Here is a 21,566-nt window from a genome sequence, read left to right as displayed (position 1 = left end):
AACACAACAGACTTCCCGGCCGCCCGGGCCGGAAGACTTGCCATCACTTGGCGAGGACAGAGCACACAGAAAGTAGTTCAACATGGCAGAAATGAAAACTGATGCCAGTACCCTCAGCGCCGAGGCCGGGAACTTCGACCGGATCGGTGGCGAGCTTCAGGGTGTCATCAAGGGCGTAGAGCACACCGGCAGCGAACTCGCCGGCCACTGGACCGGCCAGGCCGGCTCGGCGGCCCAGGCCGCGCTGCAGCGCTTCCAGGAAGCCGGCAACGCGCAGATCAAGGCGCTCACCGACATTCACGAGAAGATCAGCCAGGCCGGCGTCCACTACCAGCGCGCCAACGAAGAGCAGGCCTCCAACCTGCACTCGACCGCCGGCAACATGGGCTTCTGAGCCCACCTAACCCCTCAGCTTTAGAAAGAAACGGAGACAAATCATGTCGGAAGCTCAGTCATGGAATTTCAGCGGCATCGAGGCCGGTGCCAGCTCCATCGCGTCGTCGGTGCAGACCGTTCAGGGTCTTCTCGACGAAGGAAAGCAGTCCCTCGCCAAGCTTGCCGAGGCCTGGGGCGGTTCCGGTTCGGAGGCCTACCAGGCCGTGCAGAACGACTGGCAGACTAAGTCTGACGAACTCAACAACTCGCTGCAGTCGCTGTCGCACACCATCACCGAAGCCAGTGCGGCAATGGCCAGCACTGAGCACGGCGTCAGCGGCATGTTCGGCGGTTAGAACAGCAAACGACGTCGAAACACGGGATCGGGCGAGTTCAACCGCGTGGGAGAACTCGCCTCTTCTCGTGTTTTCGGCGTCTGAATTGAATTTTTGAGGGGTTCTCATGGGGGCCGACTACGACCGGCTCTTTCAGCCGCCCGCGGGGGGCGAAATCCCGGATGACGCGGCGGATTCGGGTTTCGATATCGACGCCGGTTTCGACGTCGATTCCCCTGCTGCTGCGGCGCCTAAACCGGCGGGTGCCAAGCCCGACGCCCCGGCTCCGCCGCCGATGCCGGTCGATTGGGACCAGCCGGCACCGTCGGCCCGGCCCGAACCGCAGCGCCCGCCCATGCCGGTGGACTTCAACGAGCACCCGGCAGCAGCCGAGCCCGAAACCCGCCGCCCGCCCATGCCGGTCGACGAGGTCCAGCCACCCCCACCGGCGCGACACCGCCCCCAGCAACCCCCGATGCCGGTCAGCTACGACGACCTCTTCGCCCACCCCGAGGGAACTGAAATCGCGGAGTCGGGAACCGACTTCGATCTGAATTCAGGCTTCGACGTGAGCGCTGCGCCCAAGCCGGCCGGTCCACCACCGCCCAATGGCCACGCGCCGCCGCCGATGCCCGTCGACTGGGAGGACCAACCAGCACCCGCGCGGCCCGAAAGCCCGCGTCCCCCCGCCGACTGGGAGGACCGGCCACCGCCGGCGCGGCCCGAAACCCCCCGCCCCCCAACGCCGGTCGACCGCAGCGACCAGCGCCCGCCGGCCAGGCCCAAGCCGCCACCGACCCATTCGCCGGTGGGGCCTCCCCCACCGCCACGCCGCGCACGCCACGCTCCTCGCGATCCCGCCGAGACCCAACGCGGCCCCACCACCGGCCCTGCCCACCGCCCAGCGCCGGATGCCGGGCAGCGCCGCGGAAAGTCTGGTACGCCGCCACGCCCGCGCCCCAACCCGGGCCCGCATCGCGCCCCGCCGCAGATGCCGCCGACGCAACGCGTTGCGGTGCAACCAGATTCGGCCTCAGCGCACCCGGTCACCGAACAGCCGGGAGCGACTTCGAAGATCGGCGTCAAGCCCGCGAAGAAGTCGAAGACCCGGATGGTTTCGCGGCGAGGCTGGCGTCGGTGGGTCCACAAGCTGACGCGCATCAACGTGGGCCTGTCACGCGACGAGAAGTACGACCTGGACCTACGGAATCGTGTTCGCCGCAGTCCCCGGGGTTCGTATCAGATCGCGGTATTGGGCTTGAAGGGCGGGGTCGGCAAGACGACCGTGACGGTCGCCCTCGGTTCGGTTTACGCCCAGGTCCGCCGTGATCGCATTCTGGCTTTCGATGCCGATGCCAGTTGCGGAAACCTCGCCGACCGGGCCGGGCGTCAGTCCGACGCCACCATCGCAGACTTGTTGGCCGACAAAGACTTAACTCACTACAACGATATCCGCGCGCATACCAGTGCCAATGCGGTGAATCTGGAAGTACTGCCGGGCGAGGACTACAGCACGGCACGGCGCGCATTCAGCGAGGCGGACTGGCACTACGCGGCTGAGGCGGTGTCGCGGTTCTACAACCTGGTGCTCGCCGACTGCGGGGCCGGCTTATTCGACCCGGTCACCCGTGGTGTGCTCTCGACGGCGTCGGCCGCGGTGATCGTGACCAGCGCGTCGATCGACGCCGCCCGGCAAGCCGCGGTCGCGATCGACTGGTTGCGAAATCACGGCCACCAGGATCTGTTGGCCCGCGCGTGTGTGGTGATCAACCATGTGTCACCGGGAGATACCAACATCGCGGTCACCGAGCTGGCGCGCCAATTCGAGCAGTACGTCCAGCCGGGCCGGGTCATCGTGTTGCCGTGGGACAAGCACATCGCGGCCGGCACCGAGATTCAGTTCGGCCTTCTCGACCCTGTGTACAAGCGTAGGATCCTGGAACTAGCCGCCGCACTGTCCGATGATTTCGACAGGAGTGAACGTCGTTGAGCGCGCCCACCGCTACTGATTCTGCTGCCGGTGCGGGAGCCGCAGCCGCCCCGGCTACCGCGGGCGCGGCCCCGGCCAAGCCCACGACAACACGGGTCACGATCCTGACGGGCCGACGGCTGACGGATGTGGTGCTGCCCTCTTCGGCGGCGATAGAGACCTATATCGACGACACCGTCGCGGTGTTGGCGGAAATCCTGGGCGAGACGCCCGCGGATGTACTCGCCGGTTTCGACTTCGCCGCGCAGGGCGCGTGGACGTTCGCGCGCCCGGGCGCCCCGCCGCTGCCGGCCGATCAATCGCTGGATGATGCCGTCGTCGTCGACGGGTCGTTGCTGACGCTGGTGGCTGTCAGTCGGACCGAGCGGTACCGCCCCCTCGTCGAGGATGTCATCGATGCCATCGCGGTACTCGACGAGTCGCCGGAGTTCGATCGCAAGGCATTGAATCGCTTTGTCGGGGTGGCAATTCCGATCGTGACGATGGCGATGACCGGAATCGGCGCCGTGGCGTGGGTGGCCAACGGACACCATTTATGGTGGCCGGTCGGGATGGGCATTGCGGGGTTGCTTGTGCTGCTGGGCAGCTGGGCGGCCAACAGGTTCTACAAGAATCCGAACCTGTCGGAGAGCCTGCTCGCGACGGCGTTCCCGCTGGTCGTGGTGGCCGTAGCGATGGCCATCCCGCGGCCGCGCGGGATGACCAGTTCGTTCGGGCCGCCACAGCTCGCCGCCGGTGCCGCGGCGGTGCTGTTCTTGACGCTGATCACCCGCGGCGGGCCCCGTCACCGTACCGAGCTGGCGTCGTTCGCCGCGGTCACCTCGATCACGCTGACCGCGGCCGCCTTCGCCTACGGGTACGGCTGGCAGCAATGGGTTCCGGCCCTGGCGATCGTGTTCGGTTTGTTCACCGTAACGAATGCGGCCAAATTGACCGTCGTCTTCGCACGGATCGCGCTGCCGCCCATCCCGGCACCCGGCGAGACCGTGGAACACGAGGAATTGCTCGATCCCATTGCGGGCGAAGAGGTACCCGACGACAAAGAAACCCGGACCTGGCAGGCCATCATCGCGTCCGTACCCCATTCGGCCGCCCGGCTGACCGAACGCAGCCAGGTGGCCAAGCAGCTGCTGACCGGTTTCATCACGGCCGGCACCCTGGTTCTCGTTGCCGGTGTCATCGGGGTTCTGGTGCGGGGACACTTCTTCGTGCACAGCTTGGTGGTGGCCGGCCTGGTCACGATCATGTGCGCATTCAGGTCTCGCCTCTACGCCCAGCCCTGGTGCGCATGGTCGTTGCTGGCAGCCACGGTCGCGATTCCCATCGGAGTGACCATTCGGTTGAGCATCTGGTATCCGACGAGCGCCCGCTGGTTCGTCCTCATCCTGTTGGTCACGGCCCTGGTCGCGTTGACGGTAGTCGGCGCGGCAACCGGGATTCGCCGTATTACCCCGGTGATGAAGCGGACGCTGGAATTGTTCGATGGGGCCGTAGTCGCGGCGATCCTTCCGTTGCTGCTGTGGATAACCGGCGTCTACGACACCGTCCGCAATATCCAGTTCTGAGAAGGATGCGGCTGCCGTGTGCCGGGAAATATTGCTGCACTTGGCCGGCGGCTGCTTCGGTAAAATTTGTCTGATAACCGGCACGTAAAGGGAGCCGAACGATGACTGAACCACTGGTGGTTGATCCCGCTCGTCTCAAGGCCGCGGGCGTTGCCGTTCGCGACCAGCAGCTGCCCGCGGCCCCGCCCCCGATGACCGCACCCGGGACCGATTCCGTGTCGGCCGCGATCAACGAGACGTTGCCGATCATCGAATCGCCCGTGGTGAAGGGGCTGCCGGAAGCCCAAGCGGCCCTTACCAATACGGGTTCGAAGATTGTCACGGCAGCCGACATGTACGCCCAGACCGACCAGCGGCTTGGCGAGAACGTCAGCAAGCTGCAGTTTTTGGCTGCTTCTGAACCCGGTGGGACGGACCAATCGGCAAGTGCGTCGAAACTGCTGGGCGCCCAGACAAACGACAAGAAGGCCGACGACAAAGACGGCAAGAAAGACGACAAGAAGCCGCGCCCGGCAACGCCGACCGACCTCAGTCAATTCGCTGCGATGGGTCAGGCGGTACAACCGCTTTCCCAGGGCCTGCAGACCGTCATGTCGACCACCCAGCAGGCAGGCAGCGGCATGGGAAGCGCGGCGCCGGCGAAGCTGGCCGACGACACCAAAAAAGACGACACCGCCAAGCCCGACGACGTGCCGGCCGGCGAATCGCGATTGGTCGACGCGACAACAAAGGACACCGACGGCGCCGCGTCGGGCACGACGGGATCCGGTAGCGCTCCCGTCGAGGCACCAGCCGCCGGTCGCCCGGGGACGACGCAATCCGAGATCGGGATCTAAAGCGACTGCCGGCCTTAAGCTTTCGGGCCCGAGCCCTTTGGTTCGGGCCCGCTTGGTTTTCGTAGCTGGTCCGGCTACGCCGGCGCCAGCACAGGCGCCTCCGCCAAGGCGGCATTGACCAGCTCGCCGATGTACTTCCAGTACATCCAGTCGGCGACCGCGGTGCGTTGTTCGTCCGGGTCGATCGTGGTGTGGGCTTCCTTCAGGAGAACCTCTTCGGCGTGTGCGGCGTAGGCCTGGAACGCCTGCAGGTGCGCGGCCCGGCGGCCGCTCGCATCGCTGGCCATCGGCTTCATCACCTCGAACCACAGCATGAAACGATCGTCCGACGGTGCACTGGGCGCTGGTGCACCGGCGTCGGCCGACGGCAGCGGCATCTGGGCGAGCAAGTCGCCCATCCGCACCCGCCCCGGACCCGGGGAGACGAGCACCTCCGCGGCCTCAGGCTCGACCACTTCAGCGGATTCCGGTTCCGGTTGCGGCTCGGGCGCCGGCTCCGCCGCCGGCTCGGCCGCCTCCGGGGGCGGCGGCATCAGGTCGGCCAAACGAGTGTCGGGCGTCGCGGCCAGCCGTTCTGCCGCTTCGGAATCCACGACCGCCAGCCGCGGCCGGCCGATCATGTCGCCGGTGTCCGGGATGTCGTCGGGTTGCAGAACAATCGTCGCCACGCCGGCATCGGAGTTGGCCAACTGCTCTGCGGTGCCGATGACCGCCCGCAACTCCATCTCGTGGTGGGCCGCCCAGCCCTGCACGGCCATCACCGGATAGGTTGCCCAGCGCGCCCGCTCGCCGGCGGGGATGGTCTCGTCGGCGCTGGCTAGGTACACCTTCTCCGGCAACTCCACCCCGTCGGGGATGTACGCCAGCCCGTAGCTGTTGGCGACCACAATCGCGCCTTCGGCGGTCACCCCGGTCACCCAGAAGAACCCGAGGTCGGTACCGCCCATGTCTGGCGCGTTGAGCGCGGCGGCAATACGGCGGGCCAACTGCAGCGGATCGGGCCCGGCCCGGCGGGCCGCGTCGGCAGTCGCGGCCGCGGCGAGTGCGTCGCGTTCGATGCGTGCCGCCGAAACCGGAATGGCCGCGGCCGTCGTCACGATGGCCTCGCCGACCTCGGCGCGGTCGGGATGCATCGGTTGCGCTCGAGGCTTGCTCTTGCCCGAACCCCGGGCGGTAGCCGCCGGTCGCGAACTGGCCGATTTGTCGGCGGCCGCCTTCTGCGCAGCTGGGGCGCCCGGCCTGCCGCCGGACCCACCGCTGCCACCGGATCCGCCCGCTCCACCGGCACCGCCGGCGCCCATCGGGCCGGCCGGCACACCACCCGCGCCGGCATGCGCGCCGGCCACTTCCTCGCCAGGCGTCACCGATGCCGGCATCACGCCGGCCCCCGATGCCGCCGCGGGCGTCACGCCCTTGGGTCCGCCGGCCGCCGGGCCCGCACCCGGCTGTGGCAATCCGGCCGCCGGACTCAACGGCACCGCGGGAGCGGCCGGCCCGAGCGGGGCCGCCGGGGCGACGGGCCCGGCTGGACCGGGCGGGGCAGGCGTCGGTCCCGGTCCGACCGGAGACGGCCCCGGGGTGGGCTGCAGACCGCCGCCATCCAGCGGGGGCGTCAGCGGTCCGAGCCCGCCGCCCCCCGGAGTCCCAGGTGTAGGTCCGCCACCACCCGGGGTGGCCGGATTGAGCCCACCACCCCCCGGGGTGACAGGGGCCGGCGGTGGCATAGGCCGCGGGGACGGGAACGGCGACGGGGTGGGACCATCCGGGATGTTGACCGGCGGTGGTGTTTTCTGGTCGAGCAGATCCTGCAGCGCGTTGGCCGGCGGCTTCCACGACTTGCTCACCATGATCTGCGCGGCGGTGCCGTCGACGATGCTGACATTGGCTGCGAGCGTGGTGGTGACCACCGTGTTGATCTGCTGGGTGCGCTCGGCTTCGTCCAGGCTGGAATCCTTCTCCAGGCTCTCGATCGTCCGATGCGCCTCGACCACGTTGTCGATGACGTCCGACTTTGCCTGCACGACCGTCTGGGCAACGTATTTGTGCCAGGTGATCACGGTCGCAAGACCGTTTTGCAGCGTCACCAATCCATCGATCAGCGTGCCGAGTTGACTGTTGGCGGCAGCGGCTGCGCTACCCGACCAGGACTCGGCGTCGAAGAGCGCGGTCCGCTGCGACTGGCAGGCCTCCAACACGTCGGTGACCTGCCGCAGCACCTGGAGGTACTCCTGGGCGCGGTCGTAGTAGGCCTGCTCATCGACGTCGGGCCACCCGCCCGGGACGAGCATCTGCTCGGCATATCCCCCCGTTGGCTTCGCGAGGCCCATCAGCTACTCCTCCGCAAGGCGGGGCGCGCTGCATCGATGCCGCCCATCGCGTGGGTGATAGCGGCTAGCAGGTTGCCGGACATCATGAGTAATAAGCGTAATCGAGGTGGGGACAGGCTAACTGCGCCAAAATTCCGGCTCGCCGACGACGAAAAAGGGAGCGCCGCACGTGGTCGGACCGTCGCTTCGAGTCATTGTTTTTCGGACGGGCCCTTGCGCGGACGATTACCGATCACGCCCTCGGTCCACGACCGCTCCTCGGTGTAGAGGGCGTCCTCGTCGGCTCCGGGTATGCGCTTGCCTTTGCCGCCACCCTTATCGCCTTGCCCGCCCATCGGCATGCCGCCCATTCCGCCGCCCGCACCGCCTGCGCCCGGGAGTCCCTTACCCAGGCCCGCGGTGGCCGGACCTGGGGCCGCCGCCGCGGCCGGGCGCGACGACGCTTCTCCGGCGCCCGCGGCATCTTGCAGCGGCATCTTCGGCATACCGCCCATCCCGCCGACGGACGCCGGTTTGATGCCTCCCGCACCGCCCTTCGGGGCGCCTTGCTTCTGCATCGCCTTGTCCACCAGCGCCTGGGCGTCCGGGGTTGGCGGTGTTTGCGGCGTGCCGCCGCCCAGCCCCGACGGCAACGTCGGCATGGCCGGCATCATCGGCATGTTGGCCGACGGGTCGGTGGGAACGTTGACGTCAGGGACATCCGGAACGTCTGGAAGGTCGGCAGGATCGGGTATCACAAACGCGCCGAATGGTGCGGTGGGGTTCGCCGGAGCCAGCGGAATTCCGCCGGTCGACATGTAGGTTTGTAACGCGGTCTCGGACCTTTTCTGCAAGTTCTTGTACCAGTCAATAGCCATGTACATGTATGGGCTTTTGTTCTGGACGTAGTACCGATACCAATAGTCACACTGCGACACTTCGTATGACGAAGGATGCTCGCCCTCCAGGCCGTAGGGTTCCCTCCCACCCCATTCGCTGCCACCTGAAGCCCTGACCCTTTTGTGCGCGTCAGCGACCATTTGAGCTTGCTTGGCAAGCGTCGTGAACTGCGTCACCATGCCGAATATCCACTGCTTCTGCTGCGTGAAATTCGACTCGACGGACGCCCTCGCGTCACCCTCCCAGTTGACGAATGGCCGGAAGCGGTAGGCGAGCTGCTGGAATTTCAGCTGGTAGCTGTTCCAATCCGTGGCGAACGCCCGGAATGCCGTCCCCTGGTCGGGCGACTCGATGTCCGTCGCTGCCTGTCTCACCTCGTAATAGGGGTATTGGAACGGCGGTGGTGGCGGCGGCGGGGGCGGCGGCGGCGGGATGTAGTCCGGGTCGCACATCAGCGACACCTTGTCGTTCGCCGCCACCTTCGACGACGAGCCGCCGGATGTCCCGTCCATGTTGATCGCGTTGAGGTCGTCGGCCGCTCCCTCGTCAGCCTCCTCGTACGCCTTGGCCGCGTTGCGCAAGGACTTCGCCAGCGAACTCCATTCCCGCTGGCAAGCTTGGACGTACAACCGCAACGAGTCCGCGTTGATCGCGATTTGCACAGCAGCATCGCGGACAAAGGAGAGAGCGCATGGCGCCTGCGGGTTGCCCACGGGCATCTTCGGCAGCGCCGCCTCGATTTCGTCAGCCCTCGCCATGAGTTCTTGGTATTCGACGTTTACCGTCTGCGTCATATCGACTCATTCTCCTCGTGCCCAAGCCACTGTGCTCGGTAGCTCACTTCCCTGGCAGCACCGGCTCGATCGGCGAGGTGCGAGACCAAAGGATGCCAATTCTGTTGTGCCACTATCTTGTTCGTTCGACGCACCTGGCGCGGCGAGGCTGCCGTCTGAAGCGGGCGACCCGCATTGCCGTCTCGCCTGGCAGCAAGATGCGGTGCAATCACCGGCCACCTCTTTCGTCTTGCGAGGGCATGCGGCGGCGCGGCGGCGCTCCGACCACGACCGAATGCAATCGTAATGCACCAAACAGGGCCCACGTGCACCGATTTCGCACCCGAACATTGCGGCTCTTGCGGTTTCGCAGGGCTATTTTTCGAGACGGCAACCGTTGCTGGCTCGACGGCGTTCGGATTCAGGTCGCCGACATCGCCCGTTAAGCTCGAGTCCCCTGTCATTCACCCGCAGTCCATTTCTGTCGGCCGGCCGGCGGTCAATCATCGCCGCGGAAAAACACACCATCGGCTTGCAGCACTTGGCCCGTGCGGATGTCGATGAAACCGGGCACCAATCCCTTCAGCATGAAACCCAGCGAATCCATGAGTTCGAACGCCTGTTGCGTCAGCATTCCCCCGTCATACAAGGGTTCGAACGACAGCTCTAATTCGATGCCGACACAACGGTCGTTGACGGTGGCGATGCCGCCATCGATCACCTGTTTCTCAAACCCCTGGACATCGATTTTGAGGAACACCACCTCGTTTGGCTCCAGGACTTCCGATGCGATCGAGTCCAGCCTGCGCACGGTCACGTCCTCGGTGCCGATGTAATTTGCCCTGGGAAACACGTCACGATGTCGTTGCAGCATCGGCAGGATGGAGCTGCTTTCGCCCGCGTTGCCCGCGACATTCATCGAAATCGCTCCGTCGAAATCGCCCAGCGCACAGTGCCGGCAATCCCACCGCAGGGCCTTCGAGGCGCTGCGGTGCAAGCGGGTAAACGGCCCGCAGAGAGGTTCGAACGAAACGATGCGGCCGCCGAAACCCGCCTCACGCAGGCGGCCGGCATACTGGCCCGAATTGGCACCGACATCAAGGACTACGTCGACACCTCGGATTTTGAGTTCGTCCCCGAATCTGCGCCGCCACTCGAATTCGGAATGGTAATTGATCACCTCCTTCTCGGCCCGATTCGCGATCCAGTACAAACCCATTGCGTAACACTAACATTGGTCTATTCAGGTGACTGTGTGCCCGCGACGAGCGGTACCCGCGGTCGGTTTCGTTGGCCCCGAATCGCGATATGCCCCCGCAGCGGCCATTGATGGGTATATTTCGCATCGCCACGCCCATCCGCAATCAGGAGGAACCACCGCGATGGTAAGGCCGGCGGAAATCGCGCTCACCGTCACCAAATTGGGCACCCACATTGGCGCGCGCATCGATGGGGTGCGGCTCGGCGGTGATCTCGATCCGGGTGTGGTGGATCAACTGCACGCGGCGCTGCTACGGCACAAGGTGATCTTCTTCCGGGATCAGCACCACCTCGACGACGAGCTGCATTTCGCCTTCGCCAAGCGGTTAGGCGCGCCCATCCGGGTGTTCGGCGCCAATGCGATTCCCGATGGCCCACCCGGGGTATCTGTGGTCGACTCGCAACGGGGCAAGGCAACGCGCTGGCACACCGACCACACGTTTACCCTCAATATCCCGAGGGCCGCGATACTGCGTGCGGTGACCCTGCCCAGCTACGGCGGATCGACGTTGTGGGCATCCACCGCGGCGGCCTACGCGTCGCTGCCCGCGCCGCTCAAACAGCTCACCGAGAATCTCTGGGCAATGCACAGCAGTAACCGCTACGACCAGCTCGGCTACGTCGAGGGGGTGGGCGTCGTGTTGACTCCGGGCGGGACCCCCACCTCGTACCACGCGCTGGAAGACACCAACATGCTCAGCAACCAGCTGCAAGCCGCGCGCGACGAGGAATCCACCTTCCGGGTCGAACATCCGGTAGTGCGGGTGCACCCCGGGACCGGCGAGCCCGCGCTGCTGCTCGGGCAGTGGGCGCGCGGATTCGTCGGCCTCGAGAATTACGAGTCGCAGACGCTGTTCGAGTTGCTGCAACGTCGTATCACGTTGCCGGAGAACACTATCCGGTGGGATTGGCAGCCGGGTGATGTAGCGATATGGGACAACTACGCCACCCAGCACCGTGCGGTCGACGACTATGCCAACGAGTACCGGCTGATGCACCGTGTCGCGTTGATCGGCGAGGTCCCGGTCGATATTCACGGGCGCCGCAGCCGGCAGCTCAGCGGTGGAACACCCGAAGCGATAACGGACTAGGAAACGGAATCTCATGTCAGCGCAGGCGTCCGGCGGTAGCGAGGTCACCGCGAGCGACCGCGAACTCGTCGCCTACGAGCTGCACAGCGGCCACGGAATCGAGTTGGTCCCGGCTGCGCGCGATCGCCGCTGGATGGACTCGACGCACCAGCGATTCGCTAATCGTTGCCTGCCCCTGCTGATGGCCAACCAGGCCGGTTGGCTTGTGATGAATACCGCGCGCGTGCGGGCGCGGTGGAACGGCGGTGCGGGGCAGGACTCCATCGAGTTCGACTACGGCGACAGTGCGGCGACGTTTCGGCCGGCCAGTCACTTCGGGCACGGCATCATCACCTGGAGCCTGCCGTTCCTGTTCCGCACCCCACCCGGTTTCAATCTGCTGGTTCGGGGCCCGGCAAACTGTCCAAAGCACGGTATTGCGGCTCTGGAAGGACTGGTCGAAACCGACTGGTCGCCTGCGACTTTCACACTCAACTGGAAGTTCACCCGGCCCCGGGTCTGGGCGACCTTCGAAGCGGACGAGCCGGTCGGCATGCTGGTACCGCAACGGCGCGGCGAACTCGAGGAATTCGTGCCGAAGACCGTGTCGATCGCGGCGGCGCCGGACGAATTGCGCACGGCCTATCACACCTGGTGGCAGAATCGCCGCGCGTTCAATACGGATCTGCAGTATCCCGGGTCGTTCGCTCGCCAGGCGGGTTGGCAGAAGGACTACTTCCGCGGCAAGCTCCCCGACGGCTCGGCGGCAGCCGATCACGAAACCCGAATGCGCTTAAGGCCTTTCACGCACGTCGAGGCGGAGATCAGCGGATGGCCGATTCCGACCCTGGTCACGCGCCCCGACCGTGCCCGCTGACGTTTGGATCATCCATGGGCCGCAACGAACTTGCCGACTGGACGCCGGTCCGATTGGATTTCTCCGGCCCAGCCCCGGCGGTCTGGTGGGCCGATCTGTCGGCCGAGCGGTTCACCGATCCCTTCTTTGACCAAACCGTCGCCCGCTGGGAATCCGGCCCGACTGCGCGGCCGTTGGTACGCACCGGGCTCGACGAGCTCGAGAGTCTCGACGGCGCACCGTCGCTCGATCCGGCGGGCCTGATCTTTCATCTCTCGCGGTGCGGATCGACCCTGGTGTCACGGCTGCTCGGCACCCAACCCGGCCTCGTCGTGGCGGCCGAGCCCGCACCGCTGAACTCGCTGCTCGGCCTCGATCCCGCCCACGTCGACCCGGCCTTCCTGGTCAAGACGGTGCGGCTACTGGTGCGGGCGCTGGGCCGCCGCCGCCATGGCGACGAACGCCAATTCGTGCTCAAATGCACCAGCTGGAACATTGTCCGTCGGGAGGTCCTTGCCAAGGCGTTCCCCGAAACCCCGTGGATCTGGGTCCAGCGAGACCCGGCTCACGTCCTGGCCTCGCTGCTCGCCGAACCGCCGGGTTGGCTGCGACCACCGGCCGATCTCGTTAAGGTCGCGCAGGTCTTCGGGATTGATCCGACGTTGGTGCCGACGATGGAGCGTGCGGAGTTCGCCGCCCGCGTCCTGGCCGCGATGCTCGAGGCGGCGGCAGCCCAACCGGCCGGGCGGCTTGTCCTTGACTATGCCGATCTGCCCGACGCCGTATGGACGTGCGCGGCATCGCATTTCGGGCTCGAGACCAGCTCGGGCGCGATCGAGCGGATGGCCGAGCAATCCCGGTTCTACTCGAAGGACCCCACACCTCGGCCCTTTACCGGCGCCGAAGACCGGCCGATGTCCGGCACGACGCGAGAGATTGCCGAGCGATTCGCCGGACCCGGCTACCGCGGGCTGAACAGCGTCGCCTTGACCCGAGCCGCACTCCCACGAGACGGAGGCTGACGACATGGCGTTGTTGAGTGCCGACGTCGCTTTGGTGAGCCTGGGCATGTCGTGCCAAGGAGCAATCCAACTGCAGGTGCACCGCGCACTTGTGGCCGATATCGTCGGATCCGCTGCCGTCATCAAACGCACGCCGTTCGACTGGCTGATCTGCCCGCCGGCGACCGCGGCGACCATGATCGCCGGCGATCGGTACTACCCGGAACACGTCGCCGAGTTGGAATGCTGCCCCGAAGCGCCGCCGCGCTGGCCTGCCATGGGTGACTGTTATTTCTGGCATGAGCCGAAAAACCTTGCCTCCTGCCCCGGTTCATTCTCGGCCAAGTTTGCCCACACGTCGCAGACGCTGCGGGGCATCCGCGAATTCGCGCGCCGGATATTCTTCGTCGCCAACACCCAGGACAACCTCGCCGATGAAGTTCAGGCCGTCGCCGCCATCCCTTACATCTTCACCGACGACGCGATCGACCGGCTCGCCGCAACTGTTTCGCAACGCTTCGACGCGGCGCTCTATGTGGTGTCGACACCGACTCGCCACGAACTTACGACGTCGGCCAACCTGGATCGGTTGCTGCTGATGGACATCACCCCGGGGATTCGCGGCTCGGATTCGGATTGGGCCACGGCCTTTCGCACCATGCTGGGGCGGTCGGCGACATGAAGCTCGACATTCACCTGCAGACCCATTCCGACATCAGCGTGCATGGTGCACACCGCTACGTCGATGCGCCCAAAAGTGAGATCCTGCTCCGCTGTACACAATCGCTTGTCACGTCGATCAATCAGGCCGAGGGCGACATCGTCTTGCGGGTCTTCGACGACCACTCGTCGCGCGAAGTCCTGCCGGCGCTGCACCGGATACTCGAAACATGCTGCCATCCGGTCGAATTCATCGCGCTCGACGATCGCGGTTACAACGCATCCTGTCTCTCCTCGTTCTCCAGGGCACGCGACGACGGCCGCGAACTGGTGTATCTCGTCGAAGACGACTACCTGCACACCCCCTCCGCCATCCAGGAGATGCTCGACGTCCACGTGTTGCTCCGGGAGGAGCTCGGCGGCGGTGAGGTCGCGCTGCATCCGTATGACGATCCGAAGAATTACTGGAGCCCGATATTCAGCCGGGAGAATTGTCGCGTCGTATACGGCACCAAGAGACACTGGCGTACCAACACGCACACCACGAATACCTGCTGGGTAGAGATCGAGACGCTGCGGCGAAACTGGGAGCTGTTCGAACTGCTCGCCCGCTATTCGAGCACGCCCTATGGCCAGCGACACCACATCTTCGAAGCGTCCACGATCAACAAGATCTGGCGAGAGCAAGTCACCCTGTATACCCCGATCCCCTCACTGGCACTTCATCTTCAGTACGAGGAACACAAAGACCCCTACCTGGACTGGGGCCAATGGTGGGCCGCCGCGGCGTATTGACGCTCTAGGCTTCGCCGTCGTCGAACAGGTCGCAATAGCTGCGTTGGGCCGCCGACTTGAATTGCCGGTACACCTTGAAGCGCACCTGTCCGGCCCGCATCCGCGCCAGAAGCTGTTCGAGCCCACCGAACAGGTCGTCGTACTGCTCGTCGAGCACGGCCCGACGTGCGCCCGACTGGTCGTCACGATTCGTGTGCACGATCCGCAGGGCAAGGACGGATAGCCGGTCGACGATGGTGCCGGGAGTTTCGGTGTGCAGCGGCGCGTTTGGGTTCAGGTCGCCGCGCTCAAGCACGTCCGCGTCGATGTCTTCGATCGCGCCATTGCGCCGGGCATTGACGTCGTCGATGCACCGTTTCCGGCGTGCCACCTCCTGGTCGTCGGTGCCGGGCCGGCGAACGGCGTCTTCGTGATGCCACAGCGCAAAATTCAGCGCGTGCAGGCGCAAGGCCTTCGCGGCGATGCCGTCGCGACCGGGAGCCTCGGTGGACTCCTTGGTGTGCCACAGCCGCGCGATGTCGGGGAACCGGCGCACGGCGGAGAGCAAGTCCGCACCCGTCGAATCACGCAGTGCGCCGTCGCGAATCTCAGACATGCTCTGCCACAATCTCTTCCAACGCCTCGAGCACTTCCTGCACGGTGATTTCCGTCATCGTGTTGCGGTCGATGTGACGGTGCGGCCCGAATCGGAACCCCCATAGCTGCGGCCGGGTTGGCCCGAAAAGACCGACGCCGGGCACCCGTGCCAGATCGGCGGCGTGCAGCATCGCGGAGTCGACGCCGAGGAACAGGTCCGCGTTCGCGACCATGCCCATGGCAAGGTCCAGCGGTAGCCCGAGATAGGGAAAGACGCGATCGCGCTCGCGCCCGACGTTGAGTTCCTCGTCGCCCATCCCGACCACCCACGCCACGAAATCGCGGTGCCGCGCCAGGAAACGGTCCAGCACATCGATGAACCTGGTTGCGGGCCAACGCTTGTCCGTCCAGCCGGCGTCGGCGTGCACCACCATTACCTTGATACCGGCGGGTACGGCGGCGCGCATGGACCGTGCTTCGTCCTGCACGGATTGCGCGAGAGGAACCGGCTGGGCGTAGTTTTCGACGCGCAGCGACGGATCGAACAGCCGGGCCAGCTTGAACGTCAGGTCGGCCGAGTGTGGAAGATCTCGCGGGACGATGATGTCGTAGTCGTCGTCGGTAGGGAACCCGATACTCATGGCAGGAGCCAGGCGCCGCCACAGGGAACGGGCGAAGATGTTCGACGGGATGTCCCACGGGATGGCGTTGATGAAGACGTCGACGGCGCCGATGTCGGACACCAATTTGTCGTAGTCGAGGGTCCGGCTTGCCTGCCGCCCGATCGGGGGTCCCCCCGGAGCCGTGCCGGTGATGTCGATCAAGCGCGGGCTGACCGCATGGAAGCAGAGGTCGAACGCGTCCTTGGGGCAGATCAACGTGATTGGGGCGGTGAACATCTCGGCCAGCGCCCGCAAGGTGGGCAGGGTCAGGATGGAATCCCCGAGCAGGGTGGAGAAGTACACCACCGGGGTACGTGCCCGCAGCAGGTTGGCGAGCACGTCGGGCTCGACGTTTGACGTGCGGCCGCCCCGCAGCACTGTGATCTCGTTCAACCGACCAACCTCCAGCGAGAGCTTAAACGGCCGGGCCGTCGCGTCGCACCACAATGTCGTGGTCGACGAGGTCCTCCAGCGCGGCCAGCACCGGTTCCACGGTGATATCGGCCATCCTGGTCATATCGATATGCCGGTGTGGCGCGAACCTGAAACCCCATTGCCTGGCGCGCGTCGCGCCGAAAAGCCCGACGCCGGGCACTCGCGCGAGATCGGCCGCGTGCAGCATGCTGGAATCAATCCCGACGAAAAGATCTGCGGTAGCGACCAAACCCATGGTGAGGTCGAGTGGCAGCCCGAGATGTGGGAACACGCGATCGCGGTGCCGGCCGACATTGAGAGCCTCGTGTCCCATCCCGACCACCCAGGCTACGAAATCGGGGTGGCGCGCCAAGAACTGATCCAACAGATCGATGAATCTGGTTACGGGCCAGTGCTTCTGCGTCCAACGGCTGTCCGCATGCACGACAAGCACCTTGGCCCCGGCGGGAACGGCGGCCCGCATCGACCGGGCTTGCTCCTGCACAACCGCGGGGATGGGCAGCGGCCAGGCGTAGCTTTCGATGCGCAGCGACGGATCAAACAGCTGAGCCAGCCTGAATGTCGAGTCCGCGGCGTGACAGTCCCCGGTGCGGATCACAATGTCGTGGCCGGCGGTGGTAAAGCCGATGCTCGTCGTGGGCGCGAGACGCTGCAGGAGCGGGTGAATGATGATTTCGGACAGCGAGCTCCACGGCAGCGTGTCGATGAAGACATCGACCGGACCGATCTCGGCTGCCAGTTCGGCGTAATCGGGGGGACGTTCCGGACCTCCCGGCAATGGCGGCGGACCCATCAGGGGCAGGCCCGTGACGTCGACCAGTCGCGGGCTCACCTCCCGAAAGCACAGGTCGAAGGCGACCTTGGGGCAGATCAATGTGATTGGTGCACTGAACAATTCGCCCAATGCGCGCAGGGTGGGCAACGTCAGCACGGCATCGCCGACGTTGGTGACGAAACAAAACGCGGGCCGTTCCGCCTGCAGTAGTTCACTTAAAGCCATTTGACGCCCTGCTCAGTTGTAACCGAAGCGCTGCGCCAGGGCGTCGACCCGCGACCAGGCCGGGTCGCCGGCGTCGATGCGGGCCCGACCCGATGGCGCCTGCCGAAGTGGCGCGAGGTTGCCGGCCTTCCACGGTAGCGGGGCGCCACTACGGTAGAACTGGTTGTCGCCGACCGTCTCCGGGGCATCATGAGCCAATCCGGTCGCGGTGTCGGAAAAACCCAGACCCCAGCGGTGCAGGGCGGTGTCGAGCGTCTGCCTGGGCCGAGCCGCAAAGGCCTCGTAGCGCATCATCACCAATTCCGCGTCGTCAGCCGTTAGCGGGTCCAGGGAACCTTCCACCAGCGCGAGAGCTTCGGCAACCGTGTCCTTGATCCAGAAGTCCAAATCGGTGCGCTGGTCCGAATCCCGATGCAGCAGATACGAATTCACCACCTCGCGCGGATCGCGCAGCACGAACAGGACGACAGCTTCGGGAAAGCATCGCCGCAGGCTCTCCAGCCGCATCGCATACCTCGGGTTCTTCTCGCCCCAGACCGAGCAGGGCTCGGCGATTTCGCTCATGATCGCCCGAAGGGCCCGGACCGGGTCCGCCGTTTCCTGCAAGAGCCGGCGATAATCCTGGTAGCGGCCGCGCTCGAGGAGGAAGGCCGCCAACGTACCCACGACCGGCCCCCCGGGCCGGTCGACGTCGATCAGATCGATCTCATCGAAAATCTTGACGTCTTCGTGGTCGTTGAGGAACTGGGTGACGATGGTCAACCCGGACCTCGGCGGCCCAACGACAAACAGCTGCACGGCCTGACCGTATCCCCTGAACGGTCGCCCGCTGCAGCCAAATGTCGGTTCGCCTAGTCCTCCCCGGCGATCTTCTGCAGCGAATCGACGATCTTGGACAGCTTTTCGAAGGTCGCCGCCTGCCCCGCCTCGATGCTTGCCGCCGCTTCGGCGGTGGCCTTCGCGAGTGCCTCGTTGATGCGCTCCTGCACCGTATCGGCGCCCAGCCGCAGCAGGCCATCCTCGATGTGAACCTGGGTCACACACATGTCGCCGTTGATGACCACCTCGACGGTCTCCGATTCGTCCTTGGCCGTGAAGGAGCCGGTGCCCCTCTGCTTCAAGGCGCCCTCGAGGACGTCGCTGAACTTCTTGAACTCGTCCATGACCGCAGTGGCCTGCGGGTGCTCGTGTGGTTGCACGTCAGATCTTCCTTCACGTCGGGGATAGCCGGCCTGCCTGGGCGAGTGCCTCGGCCACGCAGACTCTTAGTGTAAGGCGGCGCGCAGTACCCTGAAGACAGTTAAATACCTGTTCATCTGGGCCAACCAAGTGCCCAGAGCCAAAGCGTCAGGAGCCTTCCCGCCGGCCGGGCAGCGCGGTCAGGTATCGACTTTCGTCGGGCTGGGAAACCGGCTGGATCGGCAGTTGGCGGTGCCGCGGGGTGCTGATCACGTTGTTGCGCAGGATCACCCGGTCCACCCCGGAATGCCGCCCCAGATACGTTGTCGCGTGCGGCCACGACACCTTGGACTCCGGCCCGACTTCCGCGCCGATCAGGTCGGCGAATTCTTGGAAATGCGCTGCGAGCGTGACGGTTCCGCCAGCGGCGGCCGCACGGACGGCGAATTGCATGAATGCCCTGGCATCACCCAGGTTGATGCTCGCGTCGACATCGTCGAACGGCATGTAGACCGGGTACTTGCTCGCCGTCTCGCCGACCAGTACTCCCGCAGACCCGATCGGCAATTGCCAGTGGCGGCCGGAGACGACGGTCTGGCCCTGCAGCGCGGCGCGCTGCCCACCCGATACGCGCGAAAAGCCGCGCGGCCTTTTCGCCTTCTTCGGTGTGGTCAACAGCACGGTGGACCGGGGCGCCATCCCGGCAGCGATGCGGACCCGGGTGATGGTGTGATCGGCCGGCACCGACCACCACACATCCGGGCCCCCGGGTGCGATGTAGGCGGCGGTGACGTTGTCCTGCCCCTTGATCGTCGACCACTTCTCCCGCACGAAGCTGATCTCGGTCGCATGGTCGAAATCGTCGAAACTGCGCGCACATTCGGCATCGACACCGTGGCTGGCCAGCCGGTCGGCAATCCGCGTGGTCGATGCCACCAGGTAGCGGGCGATACCCGCGACGCCCTCGTCGCGCCGCCGCGCCGACGCCTGAGCACGCCGCGGATCGGCACGCATCACGATCCAGGTTCGCCGGTACGCCGGCGCCGGGTCACGACCGATCACTTCCCGGTACAAATTCAGCACATCCGGGGACGCGGTCTTGCCGACCCGGTATCCGGCCGACACCACCTCGGCTTCCAAGTCGGGACAGTGCACTGCGAGCAGCTGCTCCAGCAACCGCGTGTCGACGACGTCGTCGGTGTTCGCCTTGCCGTCGACGACCACCGTCGGCGTGAACGGCCGCGGAATGAGCTCGATGACCGCCACCAGCTGCTCGCCTTGCCAGCGCACGGCCACGTGGTCGCCGGGCAGGACGGTGGCACCGACCTCGGCCTCGGACGGAAGTTCGGGTGACCGGCGATGGCGCAGTAGCCAAGCGAACATCGCCACCACCCAGCCGGTGAGCCGCCGGCCGCGGAAGGTGACCGTCGCGATCACGGCGCCGACCGCCACCAGGGTCGGGCCGGCCCACTCGTAACGCGTCCCCATGAACAGCAGGATGCACAGCGGAGCCAGCACGGCCGCCCACATCGCGTGACCGCTGCTGAACCGGAGTCGTATTGATCGCATGGGCTTCGTCAGCGCCGTTTCAGGGCTTGCCCGACGAGCGCGGCGAGTCCCAGCGCGACGATCAAACCCATGACCCCCATCGTGACAGCATCGATCGGCCCGTGATCGGGGCCCGGCACCGACACCGGGGCTTGAATCGCTTTGACCGGATCCACCGGCGCCGGTGGGCCGGCGGGGACGTCCCAGGTCAGCGCGGCGACCGCATCGATGATGCCCGCACCGACGGCATCGTCGACACCGCCCCCGGGGTGGCGTGCGGTCGCGGTGATCCGGTGCATGACCTGGGCCGGCGTCAGGTCGGGAAACTTCTGCCGCACCAGCGCCGCCAGACCCGACACGTACGCCGCCGCGAACGAGGTTCCCGCGATCGGCACCGGACCCTCCTTGCCCGACAACGCATCCACCGGGTCGCCGCCGGGGCCAAGTGCGATGACGTTGTCGGCGGCCGCGGCCACACTCACCCACGGTCCGTGCATCGAAAACTCGCTCGGTGCCCCGTTTTGCCCGACACCCCCGACGGTCAGCACCAGCGGCGCGTACCAGGCCGGCGTGACGATCGTCTGAACCCCTTGCCAGCCGCGGGGATCGGAGGGAATGGCCGCGTCGGGCGGCGGATTCTGCTGGCAATCCCCGCCGACGTTGCCGGCCGCGACGACCACCACGGCGCCCTTGACGTTGACCGCGTAATTGAGCGCGCCACCCAAGGTGGTCTCGTCGACCTGCTTCTTGGCCTTGAAGCAGGCCGCCTCGCTGATGTTGATCACGCCGGCGCCCAGATTGGCGGCGTGCACCACCGCGCGGGCCAAGCTGCGGACGGAGCCGGCGGCCGGCGTCGCGTTCGGATCCCCCTGATCGGGTTGGGAATCCTTCGGCTCGAACGCCTCCGACGTCTGGCGCACCGAGACCAACCGCGCGTCGGGTGCGACACCGACGAACCCGTCGGTCAGCGAGGGCCGCCCCGCGATGATCGACGCGGTCAGCGTTCCGTGCGAGTCACAGTCGGAGAGCCCGTTGCCGTCCTTGACGACGAAGTCGCCGCCCGGATCGGCCGGAACGCGGGGCGAGGCATCCACCCCGGTATCGATCACGGCCACCGTGACACCGGCACCGGTCGCGAACTTCTGGGCCTGGGTGATCCCGAGGTAGGTGTTGGGCCACGGTGCATCGTGGAAATTGGTGCCCGGCAGCGATAACGGGGCCTTACAGACACGCTTCTGTTCGAGGGGCTGATCGGGACCCGTCACATCGGGTGGAACCGCCGTCGAATCGATCAACGGTGGCGATACCGCCACGGCAGGAGGTGCACTGACCATGGCTAGCATCAACGCCACCGTGATCAGCAAGATACGCTGCACCGCCGGACGCTCCATTCGTCAGCCCTGTTTGGCCACCGCACTATCCCGGTGGCGGGCCTGCGTGCATC

20 protein-coding genes are annotated in these 21,566 nt (G+C 66.1%); 10 read left to right on the top strand and 10 right to left on the bottom strand.

The genetic code is table 11. The annotated features are described in order from the left end of the window. Positions 1-91 precede the first annotated feature (91 nt). From AAHS21_RS18955 to AAHS21_RS18935, 5 genes are all read left to right on the top strand, one after another. Positions 92-394: a WXG100 family type VII secretion target gene (locus AAHS21_RS18955; RefSeq protein WP_342929116.1), complete on the top strand. Its 303-nt coding sequence runs from the start codon at positions 92-94 to the stop codon at positions 392-394. A gap of 43 nt (positions 395-437) precedes the next feature. Then, positions 438-731, top strand: coding sequence for a WXG100 family type VII secretion target (locus AAHS21_RS18950; RefSeq protein WP_090597907.1), 294 nt, complete (start codon positions 438-440; stop codon positions 729-731). Between the two features lie 106 nt (positions 732-837). Then, a complete protein-coding gene (locus tag AAHS21_RS18945; RefSeq protein ID WP_342929115.1) occupies positions 838-2,700 on the top strand; it encodes an AAA family ATPase in 1,863 nt (620 codons plus the stop codon). Further along, a complete protein-coding gene (eccD, locus tag AAHS21_RS18940; protein WP_342929114.1) occupies positions 2,697-4,265 on the top strand; it encodes a type VII secretion integral membrane protein EccD in 1,569 nt (522 codons plus the stop codon). The genes AAHS21_RS18945 and eccD overlap by 4 nt, the downstream gene beginning before the upstream one ends. A gap of 101 nt (positions 4,266-4,366) precedes the next feature. Continuing rightward, complete coding sequence (locus tag AAHS21_RS18935) at positions 4,367-5,101, top strand: hypothetical protein (RefSeq protein ID WP_342929113.1); 735 nt, start codon at positions 4,367-4,369, stop codon at positions 5,099-5,101. A gap of 74 nt (positions 5,102-5,175) precedes the next feature. Here AAHS21_RS18935 and AAHS21_RS18930 read toward each other — a convergent pair whose 3' ends face one another. The 3 genes from AAHS21_RS18930 to AAHS21_RS18920 all read right to left on the bottom strand — a co-directional run bounded on the left by AAHS21_RS18930 (position 5,176) and on the right by AAHS21_RS18920 (position 10,293). Beyond that, on the bottom strand, positions 5,176-7,428 hold the full coding sequence (locus AAHS21_RS18930) for a secretion protein EspK (RefSeq protein ID WP_342929112.1): 2,253 nt from the start codon (positions 7,426-7,428) through the stop codon (positions 5,176-5,178). 191 nt (positions 7,429-7,619) lie between these two features. Beyond that, a complete protein-coding gene (locus AAHS21_RS18925; RefSeq protein WP_342929111.1) occupies positions 7,620-9,101 on the bottom strand; it encodes a hypothetical protein in 1,482 nt (493 codons plus the stop codon). Positions 9,102-9,579: 478 nt separating this feature from the next. Next, complete coding sequence (locus AAHS21_RS18920; RefSeq protein ID WP_342929110.1) at positions 9,580-10,293, bottom strand: FkbM family methyltransferase; 714 nt, start codon at positions 10,291-10,293, stop codon at positions 9,580-9,582. A 169-nt stretch (positions 10,294-10,462) separates the two neighbouring features. Between AAHS21_RS18920 and AAHS21_RS18915 the strand changes: the two genes are divergently transcribed. The 5 genes from AAHS21_RS18915 to AAHS21_RS18895 are packed head-to-tail and all read left to right on the top strand — an operon-like array spanning position 10,463 to position 14,722. After that, a complete protein-coding gene (locus AAHS21_RS18915; protein WP_342929109.1) occupies positions 10,463-11,431 on the top strand; it encodes a TauD/TfdA family dioxygenase in 969 nt (322 codons plus the stop codon). Positions 11,432-11,444: 13 nt separating this feature from the next. Then, entirely contained in the window at positions 11,445-12,287 is an 843-nt protein-coding gene (locus AAHS21_RS18910) for a DUF6065 family protein (protein WP_342929108.1), read from the top strand. Between the two features lie 14 nt (positions 12,288-12,301). Beyond that, positions 12,302-13,288, top strand: coding sequence for a hypothetical protein (locus AAHS21_RS18905; protein WP_342929107.1), 987 nt, complete (start codon positions 12,302-12,304; stop codon positions 13,286-13,288). Positions 13,289-13,292: 4 nt separating this feature from the next. Next, positions 13,293-13,949, top strand: a complete 657-nt coding sequence (locus AAHS21_RS18900; RefSeq protein ID WP_342929106.1) for a hypothetical protein — start codon at positions 13,293-13,295, stop codon at positions 13,947-13,949. Continuing rightward, entirely contained in the window at positions 13,946-14,722 is a 777-nt protein-coding gene (locus AAHS21_RS18895) for a hypothetical protein (RefSeq protein ID WP_342929105.1), read from the top strand. The genes AAHS21_RS18900 and AAHS21_RS18895 overlap by 4 nt, the downstream gene beginning before the upstream one ends. A gap of 4 nt (positions 14,723-14,726) precedes the next feature. Here the strand turns inward: AAHS21_RS18895 and AAHS21_RS18890 are convergent, their stop codons facing one another. The 7 genes from AAHS21_RS18890 to mycP form a co-directional block, all read right to left on the bottom strand. Beyond that, positions 14,727-15,317, bottom strand: a complete 591-nt coding sequence (locus AAHS21_RS18890; RefSeq protein WP_342929104.1) for a DUF4254 domain-containing protein — start codon at positions 15,315-15,317, stop codon at positions 14,727-14,729. Beyond that, complete coding sequence (locus AAHS21_RS18885; protein ID WP_342929103.1) at positions 15,310-16,353, bottom strand: glycosyltransferase family 9 protein; 1,044 nt, start codon at positions 16,351-16,353, stop codon at positions 15,310-15,312. Before AAHS21_RS18885 ends, AAHS21_RS18890 begins: the two co-directional genes overlap by 8 nt. A 22-nt stretch (positions 16,354-16,375) precedes the next feature. Beyond that, on the bottom strand, positions 16,376-17,395 hold the full coding sequence (locus tag AAHS21_RS18880; RefSeq protein ID WP_342929102.1) for a glycosyltransferase family 9 protein: 1,020 nt from the start codon (positions 17,393-17,395) through the stop codon (positions 16,376-16,378). A 12-nt stretch (positions 17,396-17,407) separates the two neighbouring features. Then, positions 17,408-18,193, bottom strand: coding sequence for a sulfotransferase (locus AAHS21_RS18875; RefSeq protein ID WP_342929101.1), 786 nt, complete (start codon positions 18,191-18,193; stop codon positions 17,408-17,410). A 53-nt stretch (positions 18,194-18,246) separates the two neighbouring features. Further along, a complete protein-coding gene (locus tag AAHS21_RS18870; RefSeq protein ID WP_342929100.1) occupies positions 18,247-18,594 on the bottom strand; it encodes a YbaB/EbfC family nucleoid-associated protein in 348 nt (115 codons plus the stop codon). 148 nt (positions 18,595-18,742) lie between these two features. Next, positions 18,743-20,143, bottom strand: a complete 1,401-nt coding sequence (gene eccE, locus AAHS21_RS18865; RefSeq protein WP_342929099.1) for a type VII secretion protein EccE — start codon at positions 20,141-20,143, stop codon at positions 18,743-18,745. Positions 20,144-20,151: 8 nt separating this feature from the next. Then, on the bottom strand, positions 20,152-21,498 hold the full coding sequence (gene mycP, locus AAHS21_RS18860; protein ID WP_342929098.1) for a type VII secretion-associated serine protease mycosin: 1,347 nt from the start codon (positions 21,496-21,498) through the stop codon (positions 20,152-20,154). Positions 21,499-21,566 lie beyond the last annotated feature (68 nt).

Origin of the sequence: Mycobacterium sp. 050272, assembly GCF_039023525.1 — a bacterium.
In the GTDB taxonomy this organism is placed as follows: domain Bacteria; phylum Actinomycetota; class Actinomycetes; order Mycobacteriales; family Mycobacteriaceae; genus Mycobacterium.
This window is presented reverse-complemented; position numbering and strand designations above follow the sequence as displayed.

Excerpts from the sequence above, each read along its gene's own strand:
- AAHS21_RS18890 (WP_342929104.1), bottom strand. The coding sequence starts at position 15,317 with ATGTCTGAGATTCGCGACGGCGCACTGCGTGATTCGACGGGTGCGGAC.
- AAHS21_RS18925 (WP_342929111.1), bottom strand. The coding sequence starts at position 9,101 with ATGACGCAGACGGTAAACGTCGAATACCAAGAACTCATGGCGAGGGCT.
- AAHS21_RS18930 (WP_342929112.1), bottom strand. The coding sequence starts at position 7,428 with ATGGGCCTCGCGAAGCCAACGGGGGGATATGCCGAGCAGATGCTCGTC.
- AAHS21_RS18880 (WP_342929102.1), bottom strand. The coding sequence starts at position 17,395 with ATGGCTTTAAGTGAACTACTGCAGGCGGAACGGCCCGCGTTTTGTTTC.
- AAHS21_RS18895 (WP_342929105.1), top strand. The coding sequence starts at position 13,946 with ATGAAGCTCGACATTCACCTGCAGACCCATTCCGACATCAGCGTGCAT.
- AAHS21_RS18915 (WP_342929109.1), top strand. The coding sequence starts at position 10,463 with ATGGTAAGGCCGGCGGAAATCGCGCTCACCGTCACCAAATTGGGCACC.
- AAHS21_RS18910 (WP_342929108.1), top strand. The coding sequence starts at position 11,445 with ATGTCAGCGCAGGCGTCCGGCGGTAGCGAGGTCACCGCGAGCGACCGC.
- AAHS21_RS18905 (WP_342929107.1), top strand. The coding sequence starts at position 12,302 with ATGGGCCGCAACGAACTTGCCGACTGGACGCCGGTCCGATTGGATTTC.
- AAHS21_RS18900 (WP_342929106.1), top strand. The coding sequence starts at position 13,293 with ATGGCGTTGTTGAGTGCCGACGTCGCTTTGGTGAGCCTGGGCATGTCG.
- AAHS21_RS18945 (WP_342929115.1), top strand. The coding sequence starts at position 838 with ATGGGGGCCGACTACGACCGGCTCTTTCAGCCGCCCGCGGGGGGCGAA.
- AAHS21_RS18955 (WP_342929116.1), top strand. The coding sequence starts at position 92 with ATGAAAACTGATGCCAGTACCCTCAGCGCCGAGGCCGGGAACTTCGAC.
- AAHS21_RS18935 (WP_342929113.1), top strand. The coding sequence starts at position 4,367 with ATGACTGAACCACTGGTGGTTGATCCCGCTCGTCTCAAGGCCGCGGGC.
- AAHS21_RS18950 (WP_090597907.1), top strand. The coding sequence starts at position 438 with ATGTCGGAAGCTCAGTCATGGAATTTCAGCGGCATCGAGGCCGGTGCC.
- eccE (WP_342929099.1), bottom strand. The coding sequence starts at position 20,143 with ATGCGATCAATACGACTCCGGTTCAGCAGCGGTCACGCGATGTGGGCG.